Annotated in this window: 15 protein-coding genes and 1 pseudogene; 7 read left to right on the forward strand and 9 right to left on the reverse strand. The window is 72.4% G+C overall.

The genetic code is table 11. The features are described 5' to 3' along the window. The first annotated feature begins 5 nt into the window (after nucleotides 1-5). Nucleotides 6-1,493: a phytoene desaturase family protein gene (crtI, locus tag O7597_RS02295; protein WP_269737500.1), complete on the forward strand. Its 1,488-nt coding sequence runs from the start codon at nucleotides 6-8 to the stop codon at nucleotides 1,491-1,493. Nucleotide 1,494: 1 nt separating this feature from the next. Here crtI and O7597_RS02300 read toward each other — a convergent pair whose 3' ends face one another. Together O7597_RS02300 and metF are read right to left on the reverse strand one after the other, a co-directional pair. Then, entirely contained in the window at nucleotides 1,495-2,184 is a 690-nt protein-coding gene (locus O7597_RS02300; protein WP_269737501.1) for a CDP-alcohol phosphatidyltransferase family protein, read from the reverse strand. Nucleotides 2,185-2,227: 43 nt separating this feature from the next. Continuing rightward, entirely contained in the window at nucleotides 2,228-3,145 is a 918-nt protein-coding gene (gene metF, locus O7597_RS02305) for a methylenetetrahydrofolate reductase [NAD(P)H] (protein WP_269737502.1), read from the reverse strand. A gap of 329 nt (nucleotides 3,146-3,474) precedes the next feature. Here metF and O7597_RS02310 point away from each other — a divergent pair, with 329 nt between their 5' ends. After that, nucleotides 3,475-3,831, forward strand: coding sequence for a helix-turn-helix transcriptional regulator (locus O7597_RS02310; protein WP_269737503.1), 357 nt, complete (start codon nucleotides 3,475-3,477; stop codon nucleotides 3,829-3,831). Nucleotides 3,832-3,840: 9 nt separating this feature from the next. After that, nucleotides 3,841-4,923 (forward strand): polyprenyl synthetase family protein, encoded by a 1,083-nt coding sequence (locus O7597_RS02315; protein ID WP_269737504.1) that lies wholly within the window; start codon nucleotides 3,841-3,843, stop codon nucleotides 4,921-4,923. Between the two features lie 63 nt (nucleotides 4,924-4,986). Here the strand turns inward: O7597_RS02315 and O7597_RS02320 are convergent, their stop codons facing one another. Then, on the reverse strand, nucleotides 4,987-5,370 hold the full coding sequence (locus O7597_RS02320; protein WP_269737505.1) for an Rv2175c family DNA-binding protein: 384 nt from the start codon (nucleotides 5,368-5,370) through the stop codon (nucleotides 4,987-4,989). 165 nt (nucleotides 5,371-5,535) lie between these two features. Between O7597_RS02320 and pknB the strand changes: the two genes are divergently transcribed. Then, nucleotides 5,536-7,524 carry a Stk1 family PASTA domain-containing Ser/Thr kinase gene (gene pknB, locus O7597_RS02325; RefSeq protein WP_281581898.1) on the forward strand — a complete coding sequence of 663 codons (1,989 nt, stop codon included), beginning with the start codon at nucleotides 5,536-5,538 and terminating at the stop codon, nucleotides 7,522-7,524. After that, a pseudogene (locus O7597_RS02330) lies at nucleotides 7,524-8,387 on the forward strand (deoxyribonuclease IV); the annotation flags it as partial. The gene pknB and the pseudogene O7597_RS02330, both read left to right, overlap by 1 nt. Before the next feature lie 101 nt (nucleotides 8,388-8,488). Here the strand turns inward: O7597_RS02330 and O7597_RS02335 are convergent. The 4 genes from O7597_RS02335 to O7597_RS02350 form a co-directional block, all read right to left on the reverse strand. After that, complete coding sequence (locus O7597_RS02335) at nucleotides 8,489-9,517, reverse strand: GntG family PLP-dependent aldolase (RefSeq protein WP_281581899.1); 1,029 nt, start codon at nucleotides 9,515-9,517, stop codon at nucleotides 8,489-8,491. Nucleotides 9,518-9,555: 38 nt separating this feature from the next. Then, nucleotides 9,556-10,962: a 3-deoxy-7-phosphoheptulonate synthase class II gene (locus O7597_RS02340; protein ID WP_269737508.1), complete on the reverse strand. Its 1,407-nt coding sequence runs from the start codon at nucleotides 10,960-10,962 to the stop codon at nucleotides 9,556-9,558. A gap of 87 nt (nucleotides 10,963-11,049) precedes the next feature. Continuing rightward, nucleotides 11,050-11,532, reverse strand: a complete 483-nt coding sequence (locus tag O7597_RS02345) for a hypothetical protein (RefSeq protein ID WP_269737509.1) — start codon at nucleotides 11,530-11,532, stop codon at nucleotides 11,050-11,052. 155 nt (nucleotides 11,533-11,687) lie between these two features. Further along, nucleotides 11,688-13,313: a glycosyl hydrolase family 18 protein gene (locus tag O7597_RS02350; protein WP_269737510.1), complete on the reverse strand. Its 1,626-nt coding sequence runs from the start codon at nucleotides 13,311-13,313 to the stop codon at nucleotides 11,688-11,690. 203 nt (nucleotides 13,314-13,516) lie between these two features. On the opposite strand from O7597_RS02350, the gene O7597_RS02355 reads away from it, so the two are divergent. Together O7597_RS02355 and O7597_RS02360 are read left to right on the forward strand one after the other, a co-directional pair. Next, a complete protein-coding gene (locus O7597_RS02355) occupies nucleotides 13,517-14,005 on the forward strand; it encodes a glutathione peroxidase (protein ID WP_281581900.1) in 489 nt (162 codons plus the stop codon). Between the two features lie 156 nt (nucleotides 14,006-14,161). Next, nucleotides 14,162-14,833 carry an NAD(P)-binding domain-containing protein gene (locus O7597_RS02360; protein WP_281583359.1) on the forward strand — a complete coding sequence of 224 codons (672 nt, stop codon included), beginning with the start codon at nucleotides 14,162-14,164 and terminating at the stop codon, nucleotides 14,831-14,833. Between the two features lie 17 nt (nucleotides 14,834-14,850). Here the strand turns inward: O7597_RS02360 and O7597_RS02365 are convergent, their stop codons facing one another. Beyond that, nucleotides 14,851-15,417: a GNAT family protein gene (locus tag O7597_RS02365; RefSeq protein ID WP_281581901.1), complete on the reverse strand. Its 567-nt coding sequence runs from the start codon at nucleotides 15,415-15,417 to the stop codon at nucleotides 14,851-14,853. Further along, the gene (locus tag O7597_RS02370) at nucleotides 15,417-15,893 is read right to left on the reverse strand and encodes a GNAT family N-acetyltransferase (protein WP_269737513.1); all 477 of its coding nucleotides are present in this window, start codon (nucleotides 15,891-15,893) and stop codon (nucleotides 15,417-15,419) included. The genes O7597_RS02365 and O7597_RS02370 overlap by 1 nt, the downstream gene beginning before the upstream one ends. Nucleotides 15,894-15,944 lie beyond the last annotated feature (51 nt).

Below are 15,944 nucleotides of genomic sequence, written 5' to 3' on the forward strand. Positions count from 1 at the left end.
GCGGCATGGCGCGGATCGTGGTGATCGGTGCCGGGGTGGGTGGGTTGGCCACCGCGGCTCGGCTGGCCGTCACCGGGCACCAGGTGACCGTTCTCGAACGCGCCGAGGAGGTGGGCGGCAAACTCGGCCGGCACCGCCGGGACACCCCCGAGGGCGCGTTCCACTTCGACACCGGCCCCAGCCTGTTGACCCTGCCCGAGGTCTTCCAGGAGCTGTTCGAGGCGACCGGGGCGAAACTCGACGAGTACCTCGACCTGGTGCCGCTGGACCCGATCGTGCGGCACGTCTTTCCCGGTGGCGGCCCGGTGCTCGACTCCTGCGCCGACCCGGACGAGTTCACCGCCCGGATCGGCGCGGCCCTCGGCGACCGGGCCGCCGCCGACTGGCAGCGGTTGTGGCGGCGCGCCGCCCGGGTGTGGCGGGCCTCCGAACGCGACATCCTGCGCCGCCGCGTCGACTCCCCCCGCGACCTGGCCCGGCTGGCCTGGCGGCTGGGCGACCTGGCCGCGATCCGGCCCGGCCAGAGCCTGCGCGGGCTGGGTCGCAGCCTGATCTCCGACCCGCGACTGCGGATGCTGCTGGACCGGTACGCCACCTACACCGGCGCCGACCCGCGCCGGGCACCCGCGGCACTGGTCGCGGTCCCCTACGCCGAGTTGGCCTTCGGCGGCTGGTATCTGCGCGGCGGCCTGGGCACCCTCGCCGACGCGCTGCTGTCCCGCTGCCTGGACCTGGGGGTGGCGGTGCGCACCGGCACCCCGGTCACCCGGATCGACGCGGTGGGCGGCCGGGTGCACGGGGTACGCGTCGCCGGTTCGGCAGTTCCGATCCCGGCCGACGTGGTGGTGGCCAACGTCGACGCGCTCAGCGTCTACCGCGACCTGCTGCCCGACGCGCGTCGGCTGGCCGGGCTCACCGACCGCAGCCTGGCCGGGTTCGTGCTGCTGCTCGGCGTACGTGGCGACTCCGGGCTGGCCCACCACAACGTCTTCTTCCCCACCGACTACGACGCCGAGTTCGACGCGGTCTTCGGTGCTCCCGGCCGGGGGGTACGGGCCCGCCCGGCCGTCGACCCGACGGTCTTCGTCACCGTGGCGAACGATCCGGCCGTCCGTCCGGCCGGGCACGAGGCATGGTTCGTGCTGGTCAACGCCGCCCGTCAGGGCACCGCACCGGGCGCGGTCGACTGGCGCCGGCCGGGGCTGGCCGAGGCGTACGCCGATCGGATCCTGGACGCGCTCGCCGAGCGCGGCGTGGACGTACGCGACCGGCTGGTGTTCCGCGACGTGCGTACCCCCGCCGATCTGGCCGCCGCCACCGGCGCACCGGGCGGCACCATCTACGGCACCGCCGGTGGCCTGCTCCGGCCGGCCAACCGGGGACCGGCCCGGGGCCTGTGGCTGGTCGGCGGCTCCAGCCATCCCGGCGGTGGCCTGCCGATGGTGACCCTGTCCGCGCAGGTCGTCGCCGACGCGATCGGCCCCGCCTGGTAGCTCAGCCGGCGTCGATAAGTGCCCGGCGCACCGCGGCGAGCAGCTGTCCCAGCCCGAAGGCGGCGAGCAGCACCCAGACCGCGGTCGCCATCGTGATGGTGCCGGCGGCCAGGTCCACCTCGACCAGCCCGCTCAGGCCGGCCAGCAGCAGCCCCGCCACGGCCACGCAGACCCGGGTGGGCCGCTCCCCCACGGTCACCGCGCCGATCTCCCGCATGCCGGCGGCGACCGCGCGGGCCCGGACGTACTCGTGCAGCCAGGACAGCGCACCGCCCGCGGCGACCAGCGCTCCCGGCGCGCCGACCAGCCAGAACGCCACCAGCCACGCGGCCTCGCCGATCCGGTCGGCCAGCGAGTCGTAGACGTAGCCGAGCCGGGTGGTGCGGCCGGTGGCCACGGCGACCGCACCATCGACGCTGTCGGCGACCGAGGCGAGCAGCACGAACAGCGCCCCCAGGAACGGCCCGTCACCGGGCCGGACCGCGAGCAGCGGTACGCAGAGGCAGAGCAGCACCCCGACCACCGTGACCGCGGTCGGGCCGACCCGTAGCCGGCCCAGCAGGAACCCCACGTGGTAGGAGAAGCGCAGCCAGCCACGCACCACCGGAGTGGCGGCCCGGGGATCGAAGCCGCCGTGCAGCCGGGCCCACGCCGTGGCGTACTCGTTCCAGTTCAGCTGTCTGCCCACCACGGTTCAACCGTCGCGACAGCGCCGAGGTGTCGCGCGCCGGGTGTCACGTCGCGGCGCCCACCCGCAGGTTCTGCCATATCTCCCGGGTCGCGGTGGACCGGTTGAAGGTGATGAAGTGGATCCCCGGGACTCCCTCGTCGAGCAGCCGGCGACACATCTCGCTGGTCTGCTCGATGCCGAGCCGGCGGACCGCTTCCGGATCGTCGGCGACCCGCTCGAACCGCGCGGCGAGCGCAGGTGGGAAGGGCGCCCCGGACAGTTGCACGGAACGCTCGATGGTGCCGATCCGGGTCACCGGCATCACCCCGGCCAGGATCGGGGTGTCACACCCGGCGGCGGCCACCCGGTCCCGCAGCCGAAGGTATTCGTCGGCGTCGAAGAACATCTGGGTGATCGCGAAGTCCGCGCCGGCCCGGCACTTACGGATGAAGTACTCGGTGTCGGTGTCGACGTCCGGCGAGCGCGGATGCCGGTAGGGGAAGGCGGCGACGCCGACGCTGAAGTCGCCGGAGTGCCGGACCAGGCGGACGAGATCCTCGGCGTAGTGCACACCGTCGGGGTGCGGGATCCATTCGCCGGTGGGGTCGCCCGGCGGGTCGCCGCGTACCACCAGCACGTTGCGCACCCCGACGCCGGCCAGCCGGCCGATCACGTGCCGCAACTCGGCGACGGAGTGGTTGACCGCGGTCAGGTGGGCCATCGGCAGCAGCGTGGTCTCGGTGGCGATTCGTTCGGTGACCGCGACCGTGGTGTCCCGGGTCGAGCCGCCGGCACCGTAGGTGATCGAGACGAACGAGGGGCGCAACGGCTCCAGCTCGCGGATGGCCTGCCACAACTGTCGCTCGCCCTGCTCCGTCTTCGGGGGCATGAACTCGAAGGAGAAGGTCGGCTGGCAGTCGCGGACCAGCTCGCCGATCGCCGGTTGCGAATTCGGGAGGACGGAGGGAAGACCGAGCGCCACGCACCGACTGTAGCGGGCCGGGCCGGACATACCTACCGGCTTCCCAGCGTCGGAGATGGCGGCGTCGCGTAAGCGTGGGCGAGGCCGACATGCCGCAGTCGGCCGGCGTTGCCCCCGGCGTCGGGGACGCTTGGCCGAGGCGGGCGCGGGCATGCCTCGGGCGGCCGGCCCGCGGAAACTGTCGCACCGCCGGACTAGCCTTCCGACCTGCGCGGGTGTGGTGGATCCCACCGGGGGCCGCGCGGGGGTCAGCAGCAGACGACGCGTACCGGCACCGCCCCGATCGGGTGGGGGTCGGGCCGTCGCCCCGCCGACCCGCCGGAGGATCAATGTCCCCGCCCACCCCCGCCCGGCCCGCCCCGACCGCCCTCGGCCCGCTGGTGGCCCGGTTACGGCTCGACCGAGGATGGAGCCAGTCCCGGCTCGCCGCCGAACTCTGCGCCGCCGCCGGAGTGTGCACGCTCAGCCGGCACGAGATCTCCCGCTGGGAGCGAGGGGTACGCGTGCCGGGACGCTTCTGGCGCGGCTGGCTGGTCCGGATCCTCGGGGTGCCGGGCGGCGCGCCCGGGCCCGGCGGGTCGGCACGCCCGGCACGGCGCGGCCGCGGACCGGCCGGGCCGCGACCAGCGACGAACACGACGCGCCGGAGGACGGGTGGGTCGTCGCGGCGTACCTCGACCCACTAGCGTCGGGACGTGACCCATGCTGCTCCCGTCTCTCCCGTTGACCGTGCCAGCCTGCGCCAGCGGGTCGACAAGGCGTTGTCGGACTTCCTCGCCGGGCGTCGCGCCTGGATGACCGATGTCGACGACGCCCTGGTGCCGGTCGCCGAGGCGATCGAGGCGTTCGTGCTGGGTGGCGGCAAGCGGCTGAGACCGGCCTTCGCCTACTGGGGTTACCGGGGTGCCGGCGGAGTGGACACCGACGCGGTGGTGACCGCCCTCGCCGCGCTCGAGTTCGTGCAGGCCAGCGCCCTGATCCACGACGACCTGATGGACCGCTCGGACACCCGACGCGGTGAGCCCGCCGTGCACCGGCGGTTCGCCACCCGGCACCGCCACGCCGGCTGGGGTGGCGACCCGGACGGCTTCGGCGACGCCGCGGCGATCCTGCTCGGCGACCTGTGCCTGGTCTGGTCCGACGAACTGCTGCACTCCGCCGGACTCGACCCCCGGACGGTGGCCCGGGCCCGACCGGACTTCGACGAGATGCGCACCGAGGTCACCATCGGGCAGTACCTCGACGTGCTGACCCAGGCCACCGGCGACACCTCGCTGGCGCGGGCCGGCAAGGTGGCCAGGTACAAGTCGGCCAAGTACACCGTGGAACGGCCACTGCTGATCGGCGCGGCGCTGGCCGACGCCCCCGCCGACGTACGCATCGCCTACTCGGCCTACGGCATGCCGTTGGGTGAGGCTTTTCAACTGCGCGACGACGTGCTGGGTGTCTTCGGTGACCCGGCGCAGACCGGCAAGCCGGCCGGCGACGACCTGCGCGAGGGCAAGCGGACCTACCTGGTGGCGGCGGCCCTGGAGGTGGCCGACGACGCCGGCCGCACGCTGCTGCTCGGTGGCCTCGGCGACGAGGAGTTGGACGCCACCGGGGTGGCCCGGCTGCGGGAACTGATCGTCGACACCGGCGCGCTGGCCCGTACCGAGCAGCGCATCGTCACGCTCACCGACGCGGCGCTCGCCGCGCTCACCGCCGTCGACCTGGACACCGAGGCCCGGCAGGCCCTGGTGGACCTGGCCATCGCCGCCACCCGCCGCGCCGACTGACCCGCTCGGGCGGCTCAGCGCTCCCGGGCCCGCGGTCCGCGCACCGGCCTGGCGTCCGGTCCGTCAGAAGCCCAGGGCCTGAGCCCGGCGCTTGACCTCACGGGCCTGGTCACCGCCGAGTGCGGTCGCGGGGGTGCCACCGGCCAACGTGCCGTCGGGCTGGTAGAGCCAGCGCAGCGCGGCCTCGTCGTCGTAGCCGGCGTCGGCCAGCAGGGTGAGCACACCGGGCAGGTGTTTGAGCACGGTACGGTTCGCCACCAGGTCGGCCGGGATCCGGCGGACACCGTCACGGCGCACCGCGATCAGTTCCCGGTCCCGGATCATCTGGTGAACCTTGCTGATCGACAGGTCGAGCCGCTCGGCGACGTCCGGCAGGGTCAGCCAGCCCGCCGGGTCGGCGGGACCGGCCAGGGGCACGCCGCCCTCGGTGGGTACGGATTCGGTCACGCGCAACACCCTGCCACGCCACCCCCGTACCCGGTCAACGACCTCCCGGCGACCACCCTGAGCTGGGGCAACCATCACCCTGCGCGCGCGTCGGACCCGCCCGGGGGTGGCTGCCGGTAGCATCCGGTTCAACCTTCGTCCCTCCGACACATAGACTGCCTGCCGATGGACACACAGGTCGCCGACACGTTGCTGGGCTCGCTGATCGACGGGCGCTACCGCATTCGCGGTCGCGTGGCCCGTGGCGGCATGGCGACCGTGTACACCGCCACCGACGAGCGCCTCGAGCGCACCGTCGCAGTCAAGATCATTCATGCCACCCAGGGATCCCCGGGGCAGTCGGGTCGGCCCAGCTTCGTCGACCGGTTCACCGACGAGGCGAAGACGATCGCCCGGCTCACCCACCCGAACGTGGTGGCGGTCTACGACCAGGGCACCCACGCCGGGCGGCCGTACCTGGTCATGGAGTACGTCCGCGGCCGTACCCTGCGCGAGGTGCTGGCCGAGCGGCGCCGGTTGAACCCGGACGAGGCGCTGGCCATCACCGAGCAGATGCTCGCGGCGATCGGCGCCGCCCACCGGGCCGGCCTGGTGCACCGCGACGTGAAACCGGAGAACGTGCTGGTCGCCGAGGCGCCCAGCGGCGGCCCGGCCAACCTCGTCGACAGTGTGGTCAAGGTGACCGACTTCGGGCTGGCCCGGGCCGTCGAGGCGAGCACCGACCACGACAGCGGAAACCAGCTGATGGCCACCGTGGCGTACGTCGCTCCGGAACTGGTCACCGACGGCCGGGCCGACGCCCGCACCGACGTCTATTCGACGGGCATCGTGTTGTTCGAGATGCTCACCGGTCGGGTGCCGTACGACGGCGACCGGCCGATCGACATCGCCTGGCAGCACGTCGACCGCGACGTTCCCGCACCGTCGACGCTGGTGCCCAGCCTGCCGAGGGTGCTCGACGATCTGGTCGCCCGCGCCACCCGTCGCGATCCGGCGGCCCGCCCGGGTGACGCCGGCACGCTGCTGGCCGAGGTGCAGGTGGCCCGGGACGGGCTCGGCAGCCCGAACAGCCACACCGCCCGGATCGCCCCGGTGACCGAGGGCCCGGCGGTGTCGCAACCGACGATGATGGTCGCGCCGGTACGTCCGCCCGAGCGACCGACCTGGGCCCGCCTGCCGGAAGGCGGCCCACCCGCTCGCGGTCGACGCCGGGCGACGCCGGGCGGCGACGACGATCTGCGGGCCCGACTGGCCGGGCTCGGCGCCCGGCTGACCGGCCAGGGCGGCGGACGTTTCGGCGTGGCGGCCGTGGTCGTGGTGCTCGGGTTGGTGGCCGCGCTCGGCGGCTGGTGGTTCGGCGTCGGCCGGTACACCACCGCGCCGCAGCTGGTCAGCATGAGCAAGGCGGAGGCGGAGGCACAGGCCTCCCAGGCCGGCTTCGAGGTGGTCTACGCCGACCCGCGCTACGACGACCAGATCCCCCGCGACGGGGTGCTGGGACAGGATCCCGCCTCGTCCGCCCGGATCCTCAAGGGCGGCACCATCACCCTCACCCTGTCGCTCGGTCCGGAACGCTTCGAGTTGCCGGACGTGGTCGGCAAGGAGTTCGACCTGGCCGAGGCCGACCTGGTCAGCGCCCAGCTCGAGGTGGTCAAGGGCACCGCCCGGTACGACGACAGCCTGCCCGAGGGCATCGTGGTGGCCACCGACCCGAAGGCGGGCGAGGAGGTCAAGCCGGGCGACGAGATCACCCTGATCCTCAGTAAGGGCCGGGCCCCGATCACCGTGCCGAACCTGGTGGGCAAGAACCTCAACGACGCCCGTAACCAGATCGCGCAGCTCGGCCTGGTGCTGGTGGAGCCGACGCGCAAGGAGTCCGACAAGCCTCGTGACGAGGTGATCGGCCAGAGCCCGGCCGCCGGCGGTGGCGTGGAGAAGGGTGCCCAGATCCGGCTGGAGGTCAGCGAGGGGCCCCCGCTGGTGACCGTGCCGCGCGTCGTCGACCTGCCCTGCCAGCAGGCCAAGCAGGTGCTGGAGAGCCAGGGCTTCCCGGTGGCGGTGCAGTTCAACCCGAACGCCGTCACCCGGTTCCAGAACCCGAACGAGAACGCCCAGGTCGCCCCGGGCACCCAGATCACCATCGGGTGCTTCTGATGCCGGCGCCGGCCCCCGGGCACCGGCCGATCGGTTCGCACACGCCCACCTCGGGTGGGCTGGCCAGGGCGGCACTGCCGTACGTCGACGCGGCCGGCTCCGAGGTGGCGCAGGTCTATGTCGGCAACTCCCGGGGCTGGGCGATGCCGGCCGGCGATCCGACGCAGGACGCGCTGTTCCGCGACGGCTGCGCCGAGCGCGGCGTCGCCGTCTACATCCACGCCTCGTTGCTGGTCAATCTCGGCTCACCGACCGCGGCAACGGTCGAGCGGTCGACCCGGAGCCTGGCGCACGCGCTACGCCGAGGTGCCGCCATCGGCGCACGGGGGGTGGTCTTCCACGCCGGCAGCGCGGTGGACGCCGGGCACGCCGACGCGGCAATGCGGCAGGTACGCGAGTCGCTGCTGCCGCTGCTCGACTCGATCGCCGACGCGGGCGGCCCGATGCTGCTGGTGGAGCCGAGCGCCGGCGGCGGCCGGTCACTGGCCTGCCGGGTGGAGCAGCTCGGGCCGTACCTCGACGCGGTGGATCGGCATCCGCAGCTCGGGGTCTGCTTCGACACCTGCCACGCCTGGGCCGCCGGGCACGACCTGGCCGCCGAGGGCGGCATGACCGCGACGCTGGATGCCCTGGTGACCGCCGTCGGGGCGGACCGGCTCCGGCTGGTGCACGCGAACGACTCCAAGGACCTGTGCGGTTCCACCCGGGACCGACACGAGAACATCGGCAAGGGCATGATCGGCGAACCCGCCTTCGCCGAGCTGATGCGTCACCCCGCCACCGCCGGCGTCCCGATCCTCGTCGAGACCCCCACCGAACGCCACGAGGGCCACGCCACCGACATCACCACCCTCCGCCGCCTCCTCCCCACCCCTCGTCCTGTTGATCATGAGGTTAGCGGCACTCGCGGAGATCGAGATCGCCGTTAACCTCATGATCAACAGGGCAGGGTGGGGGGTGCCGGTTAGTGGCGGAGGATTTGGGTGAGGGTGGTGGCGGCCTGGTCGATCTGGGTGTCGGTGACGTCGAGGTGGGTGACCAGGCGGGCCGTGTGGGGGCCGAGCACCGAGATCAGTACGCCTTCGGCGCGGGCGGCGGCGGCCAGCGTGGGTGCGTCCAGCGGAGCCTTGGTCAGGTCCAGCGGGACGATGTTGGTGCGTACCGTGGCGGCCAGCACCCCGATCGGGGCGATCGCCTCCGCCAGCCGGGCCGCCTTCGCGTGGTCGTCCGCCAGCCGGTCGATGTGGTGGGCCAGCGCATACCGGCCGGCGGCGGCCAGGATGCCGGCCTGGCGCATCCCACCGCCCATCCGCTTGCGGATCAACCGGCCCCGCTCGATCCGGTCGGCGGAGCCGACGACAAGTGAACCCACCGGTGCGCCGAGCCCCTTGGACAGGCAGACCGACAGGGTGTCGAACAACGCGCCGTAGGTGGTCAGCGGCACGCCGTCGGCGACGTGGGCGTGCCAGATCCGGGCACCGTCGCAGTGCAGCGCCACCTGCCCGGCGTCGGCGATTCGGCGCAGCTCACGCAGCGTGTCCAGGGGAATCACCCCGCCGCCGCCACGGTTGTGGGTCTGCTCCACCGCGATCGCGCGGGTGGGCACCGCCCAGTAGCCGTCCGGACGCACCATGGCGGCCACCACGTCCGCGTCGAGCTCGGCGCCCACCGGGGGCCAGGTCCGCGAGGTGACGCCACCGTACGCGGCGGCCGCCCCCATCTCGTACGTGACCACGTGCGCGTCGGCGTCGCAGAGCAGCTCCGCGCCGGGCGGCACCAGCAGTTGCAGCGCGATCTGGTTGGCCATCGACCCGGTCGGGCAGAACAACGCCGCCTCGTGCCCGAACATCGCGGCGACCTCGGCCTCCAGGGCGTTGACCGTCCGGTCCTCGCCGTAGACGTCGTCACCCACCTCGGCACCGGCCATCGCCTGCCGCATCGCGGCGGTGGGCCGGGTCACCGTGTCCGAACGCAGGTCGATCGGATCAGGCACTGTAGTCCTTTCGGCCGCCGACTGCGGGGCTCGCAACCTCAGCCACGGAGCATCTCCGCGACGAGGAAGGCCAGTTCCAGTGACTGTTGGGTGTTCAGGCGGGGGTCGCAGGCGGTCTCGTAGCGATCGGGCAGGTCGAGGTCGGCGATGCCCTGGGCACCGCCGAGGCACTCGGTGACGTCCTCGCCGGTCAGCTCGACGTGCAGGCCGCCCGGGTGGGTGTCCAGGCCACGGTGCACCTCGAAGTAGCCCAGCACCTCGTCGACGATCCGGTCGAAGTGACGCGTCTTGTAGCCGTTGGACGACTCGTGGGTGTTGCCGTGCATCGGGTCGCACTGCCACACCACCTTGGCGCCGGCGGCGGTCACTTTGGCCACGATCGGCGGCAGCGCGTCCCGGACCTTGTGGTTGCCCATCCGGCTGATCAGGGTGAGCCGGCCGGGGACGTTGTCCGGGTTCAGCTTCTCGCAGAGCTCGATCGCCTCGTCCGGAGTGGTGGTCGGGCCGAGCTTGACCCCGATCGGGTTGGCGATGCGGGAGATGAAGTCGATGTGCGCGCCGTCGATCTGCCGGGTGCGCTCACCGATCCACAGGAAGTGCCCGGACAGCCCGTACGGCCGGCCGCCGGAGACCCGGGTCAACGCCCGGTCGTACTCCAGCGCGAGAGCCTCGTGCGAGCAGTACAGGGTGACCGTACGCAACGCCTCGTCGTCGGTCATCCCGCAGGCGCGGATGAACGCCAGGGCCCGGTCGATCTCCCGGGCGATCGCCTCGTACCGCTCCCCGGCCGGCGAGTTGCGCACGAAGCCCTTGTTCCAGTCGTGCACCGCGTGCAGGTCGGCCAGCCCGCCGGCCAGGTAGGCCCGCAACATGTTCATGGCGGCGGCCGAGTTCGCGTACGCCCTGATCATGCGCTGCGGGTCGGCGACCCGCGCCTCCGGCGTGGTCTCCAGTGAGTTGATCATGTCGCCGCGGTAGGCCGGCAGGCCCCGGGCGTCGGTCGGCAGCGACCGGGGCTTGGTGTACTGCCCGGCCACCCGGGCCACCTTCACCACCGGCAACGACGCGCCGTAGGTCAGCACGATCGCCATCTGCAACAGGGTGCGGGCGTTGGCCAGCAGGTGACTCTCGGTGTTGTCGGCGAACGTCTCCGCGCAGTCACCGCCCTGGAGCAGGAACGCCTTGCCCTCGCAGACCAGCGCCAGGCGCTGGCGCAACTGATCGACCTCGTACGGGGCGACCACCGACGGCACGGTGTCGAGCACCTTGCAGACCTCGGCGACCTGGGCCGCGTCGGGCCAGGGTGGGGTCTGGGCGCGCGGCAGCTCCCGCCAGCGGTCCAGGCCGAAAGCCTCGTCCTCGGCGGAGTCGACGGTCGGGCGGCTGGTCTGCAGCACCGGGCTGCCCACGGCGGGATGACTCAACTGATGCCACTCATGGCGCATGGTATTCAGCGTACGGCGACCAGCCGGGTGGGCGACCGGCGAGGGGCCGGGTTCCGGCAGATGGACGACCCTCGACGGTGGCGCAGGTCAGGGCGTGGGCGCCGGGGCGGGGCTGTGCCCGCCGGGCCGCTCGTCGGAGATGCACCAGTCGAGCCCGTCGCGGGTGACGGTGAACAGCAGCGGACGGGTCGCCTTCTTCTTGCCGACGGTCACCGTGACCGCGGTGCTGACCTCCTGCCCGGACGGGCCGGGCCGGATGTCGGTGATCTCGGACTTCGACACCTCGAAGTGGTCGGCGAAGTCGCCGTTCGGCTCGGTGGCGGCGGCGTCGAACGCCTCGTGCAGCACCGCGCAGAGCTGGCTGCGACCGGCCGCCACGTCCTTGGCAGCCATCGCGTCCAGGTACGCCTGGACCCGCTCGCGGGACTTCAGCACGGCCTCCTCGGCCGGTGCCCGTCCGGGTTGCTCCGCCTCGGGCTCACCGCCGACGAAACCACAGCCGACCAGTGCGAACGGCAGGCTGGCGAGCAGCGCGGCGGTACCCGCCGGACGCCGGTTCGTGACCCGCATCGTCACCTCCCTCGATGGCGGACATCGAGACATGGTCGAGCGGCGAGTCTGTCACACCGCCGTCCGGGCATCGAGATCGACCCCGGGCACACCGGACGGGGAGGGGCCGGTGCGGGGCCCCTCCCCGTCGTGTGGGTGGTGCGTCGACCGTCGGCTCAGCCGAGGCCGCCCTTGATGGCGCTGATCAGCTCACCGTTGCCGGTGTCACCGGAGAGCTCCCAGAAGAAGGCGCCACCGAGGCCCTGGTTCCTGGCGTACGTCATCTTGCCGCCGATGGTCGACGGGGTGTCGTAGCTCCACCAGTTGCTGCCGCACTTGGCGTAGGCCGTGCCGCCGACGGTGCCGGTGGCCGGGCAGGTGTTCTTGAGCACCTTGTAGTCCTCGATGCCCTGCTCGTAGGTGCCCGGCGCGGGCCCGGTCGCGGTGCCGCCCGGCGTGGACTGGGTGACCCCGGTCCAGCCCCGGCCGTAGAAGCCGATGCCGAGCAGCAGCTTGTTGGCCGGGATGCCCTTGCTCTTGAGCTTCTGGATCGCCGCGTCGGACCAGAAGCCCTGCTGCGGAATGCCGGAGTACGAGTACAGCGGCGAGTGCGGGGCGGTGGGGCCCTGCGGGGCGAAGGCGCCGAAGTAGTCGTACGTCATCGGCATGATCCAGTTGAGGTGCGTGGCGGCACCGGCGTAGTCGGTCGCGTCGATCTTGCCGCCGTTGCTGCCGTCGGCGGTGATCGCGGCGGTGACCAGGTTGTTCGAGCCGAACCGGGCACGCAGCGCGCTGGCCACGTTCTTGAACGCGTTCGGGCCGCTGGCGTCACAGGTCAGACCGCAGGCGTTGGGGTACTCCCAGTCGATGTCGATGCCGTCGAAGACGTCCGCCCAGCGCGGGTCCTCGACCAGGTTGTAGCAGCTCTCGGCGAAGGCGGTCGGGTTCTGTGCGGCCTGGGTGAAGCCGCCGGACCAGGTCCAGCCACCGAACGACCAGATCACCTTGAGGTGCGGGTACATCTTCTTGAGCTTGCGCAGCTGGTTGAAGCTGCCGCGCAGCGGCTGGTCCCAGGTGTCGGCGACGCCGTCCACGCTGTCCGCGGCGGTGTACGCCTTCTCGTAGTCGGCGTAGCTGTCGCCGATGGTGCACCGGCCGCCGGTGGTGTTGCCGAAGGCGTACAGGATGTGGGTCAGCTTCGACGCCGAGCCGCTGGTGTGGATGTTCCGCACGTGGTAGTTGCGAGCGTAGACGCCCCACTGGGCGAAGTAGCCGACCACCTTCTGCGCACCCGGGTTCGGGGGCGTGGTGGTCGGGGGCGTGGTGGTCGGCGGGGTGGTCGTCGGTGGCGTGGTCGTGGGTGGGGTGGTGGTGGGCGGTGCGGTGGTGGGCGGCGGCGTGCCACCGCCGCACGAGGCGCCGTTGATCGTGCAGTTCAGCGGCGCCCGGTACCCGCCGGTGCCGTTGTAGCCCCAGCTGAAGGAGGCGCCCGGGGCCAGCGCACCGGCCCAGCTCTTCTTGACCGCCACATAGCGGTTGCCGTTGCGGGTGACGTCGGCGTCCCAGGAGCTGCCGATGCTGGTGCCCGAGGGCAGCTCGAACTCGATGCGCCAGGTGCTGACGCTGGCGTCCGACCCGTTGGTGATGGTGACCCGCGTTTCGTGCCCCGTTCCCCAGTCCGACACCCGGGTGAACGAGGCGGTCACGCTTCCGGCGCCGAACGCCGAGGCCATCGGGACCGTGGCGACGGTCACCGCGACCACGGCGCCGACCCAGAGGGCCCGGCGAAGCGATCTCTTCATGTGGCGTCTCCAAACAGTTAGGAAACTTTCCAAAAGGATGAGGAGACGCTACTCACACGCCACCACTTCGTCAAGATGTCCATGTATCGATTGCCCCGGACAGCCAGATCGACATCACCGCCGGCCGAGGGCCGGATACCACTCGGTAACCACACCCCACCCGCCGCGCCCGCGATCACCGGTACGGCGGTAGCCTCCGGGGCATGACCGTCTTCGACATTCCGATCGGTGCGCTCGCCGGCGGCCCGGCCGACCTGGCCCAGTACGGTGGACGCGCCCTGCTGATCGTCAACGTCGCCTCCCGCTGCGGCCTCACCCCGCAGTACGCGGGCCTGCAGGCCCTGCAGGACGAGTACGCCGACCGTGGGCTGACCGTGCTCGGCGTGCCGTGCAACCAGTTCGCCGGTCAGGAGCCGGGCAGCGCGGCGGAGATCAGCGAGTTCTGCCAGGTCAACTACGGGGTCACGTTCCCGATCACGGAGAAGGTCGACGTCAACGGCCCCGACCGCCACCCGCTGTACGCGGCCCTGGTGGACACCGCCGACGCCGACGGGCACACCGGTGACGTCCGCTGGAACTTCGAGAAGTTCCTCGTCGCTCCCGACGGCACCGTCGCCGCCCGCTTCGCCCCCACCGTCACCCCCGACGACCCCACCCTCCGCACCACCATCGACAAGACCCTCCCCGCCTAACAGCCAGCACCCCCACCCACCCCCTCACACCCGACCGGAGAGCCTTGTGGTCGCCCTTTATGGGCTTTCGCACACTTTTGGACCGACAAAAACTGCATGATCGACGAGCCGGTGGGTGGAACGGCGGAGCGAGGTGGGTCGGTGGAGGGGGTCAGTATGGCGACGGTGGGGTTGATCGGCAGCGGGCATATCGGCGGGACGGTGGCGCGGTTGGCCGTGAACGCCGGGTACGACGTGGTGTTGAGCAACTCACGCGGGCCGGAAACCCTGACCGACCTGGTCGACGAATTGGGGCCGCAGGCGAGCGCCGGCACCGCGGACGCCGCGGCCCGCGCCGGTGACCTGGTGGTGGTCACCATTCCGCTCAAGTCGTACCGCTCGGTGCCGGTCGAGCCGCTGGCCGGCAAGGTCGTCATCGATACCAACAACTACTACCCGCAGCGGGACGGTCAGATCCCCGAGTTGGACGAGGGCACAATCACCAGCGGCGAGCTGCTGCAACGTCACCTGCCGCAGTCCCGCGTGGTGAAGGCGTTCAACAACATCTTCTTCGCCCACCTGCTCACCCTGGCCCGGCCCGGCGAGACCGCCGACCGCAGCGCGCTGCCGATCGCCGGTGACGACCCCGAGGCCAAGGCCACCGTGACCGAGTTTCTGGACCGGATCGGCTACGACACGGTGGACGCGGGCACGCTCGCCGACAGTCGGCGCTTCCAGCCGGACACCCCCGCCTACGGCGTCATCTACTCCGCCGACCCCGCCAACGTGGAACAGGAAGCCCCGGCCGGCGCGGGCGTGCTGCGCGCCGCCCTCGCGGAAGCCGGCTGACCCGGCTGCCGTTGCACTCAGTGCGACCCGGTGGCGGCACGCCGGGCCCGCCACTCGGGCGCCAGCACCGACCAGATCTCCAGGTCGACGCGGCCCTGCGGCCCCGGCAACGTCTCCCGCAGGACACCGTCGCGGCGCATGCCCAGCCGGCGGGCCACCGCGATGCTGCGCACGTTGCCGGCGTTGGTGCGCCACTCGACGCGGTGCAGCCCGCGCTCGACGAGCACCCAGTCGATGAGCCGTTCGACCGCCCGGGTCACCAGCCCCCGCCCCTCGACGGCCGGTTCCAGCCAGCAGCCCGCCTCGCACACCCCGGACGCCGCGTTGAGCGACACCAGCAGCACCCCGCCGACCAGGGTGCCGCCCGACCAGATACCCCAGATGCCGCCGTCGTCGCGGGCCCACCGGTCGGCGTAACGCTGGAGCACGTGCCGCGCCCCAGCGAGGTCGGTGGCCACGAAGGACGGCGACACCCACGGCGCGATGTGCTCCCGGGCCCGGTCCAGATTGCCCAGGAACTCCTCGGCGTGCCACGGGTTCAGCGGCCGCAGCTCGGCATCCGCACCCAACGCAAGGGCGAACATCAGCGCCCACCTCGCCGCATCCCGGCCATCGACGTGGGACGGAAGCCCAGCTCCCGGTAGAGCGGCTCGCCCTCCGGACTGGCCTTCAGGTCCACCGTGCGCACGCCGCGCTCGGCGAACCAGCCGAGCAGCGCGCCCAGGCAGGCCCGCGAGAAGCCCCGACGACGGTACGCGGGATCGGTCGCCACGTTGAAGACGTACCCGGACCGGCCACTCGGATCCGCCGGCCCGCCGAGCCGCAGGTCGACCACCCCGACCGCACAGGCGGCAAGCGTCCCCGGTCGGCCCGGCGCATCCACCACGTAGGCGGCGAGATCGGCCTCCGGATCCGGCAGCTGCCGCCGGAGCGTACGCAGGGCGGTGTGCTGCCATTCGCCGGGCTCCGGTGGCGCGCCATCCATCGCACCCAACATGACCGCTCGCAACCGGACCAGTTCCCGGGCGTCGTCCACACTCGCCCGCCGCACTCCACTCACCGGCAGAGACTAGCCGCCCTCGCCTCTCGGCACCGACCGGCGGTTCCCCGG

This window comes from Verrucosispora sp. WMMC514 (genome assembly GCF_027497295.1).
GTDB classification, from domain to species: Bacteria; Actinomycetota; Actinomycetes; order Mycobacteriales; family Micromonosporaceae; genus Micromonospora; species Micromonospora palythoicola.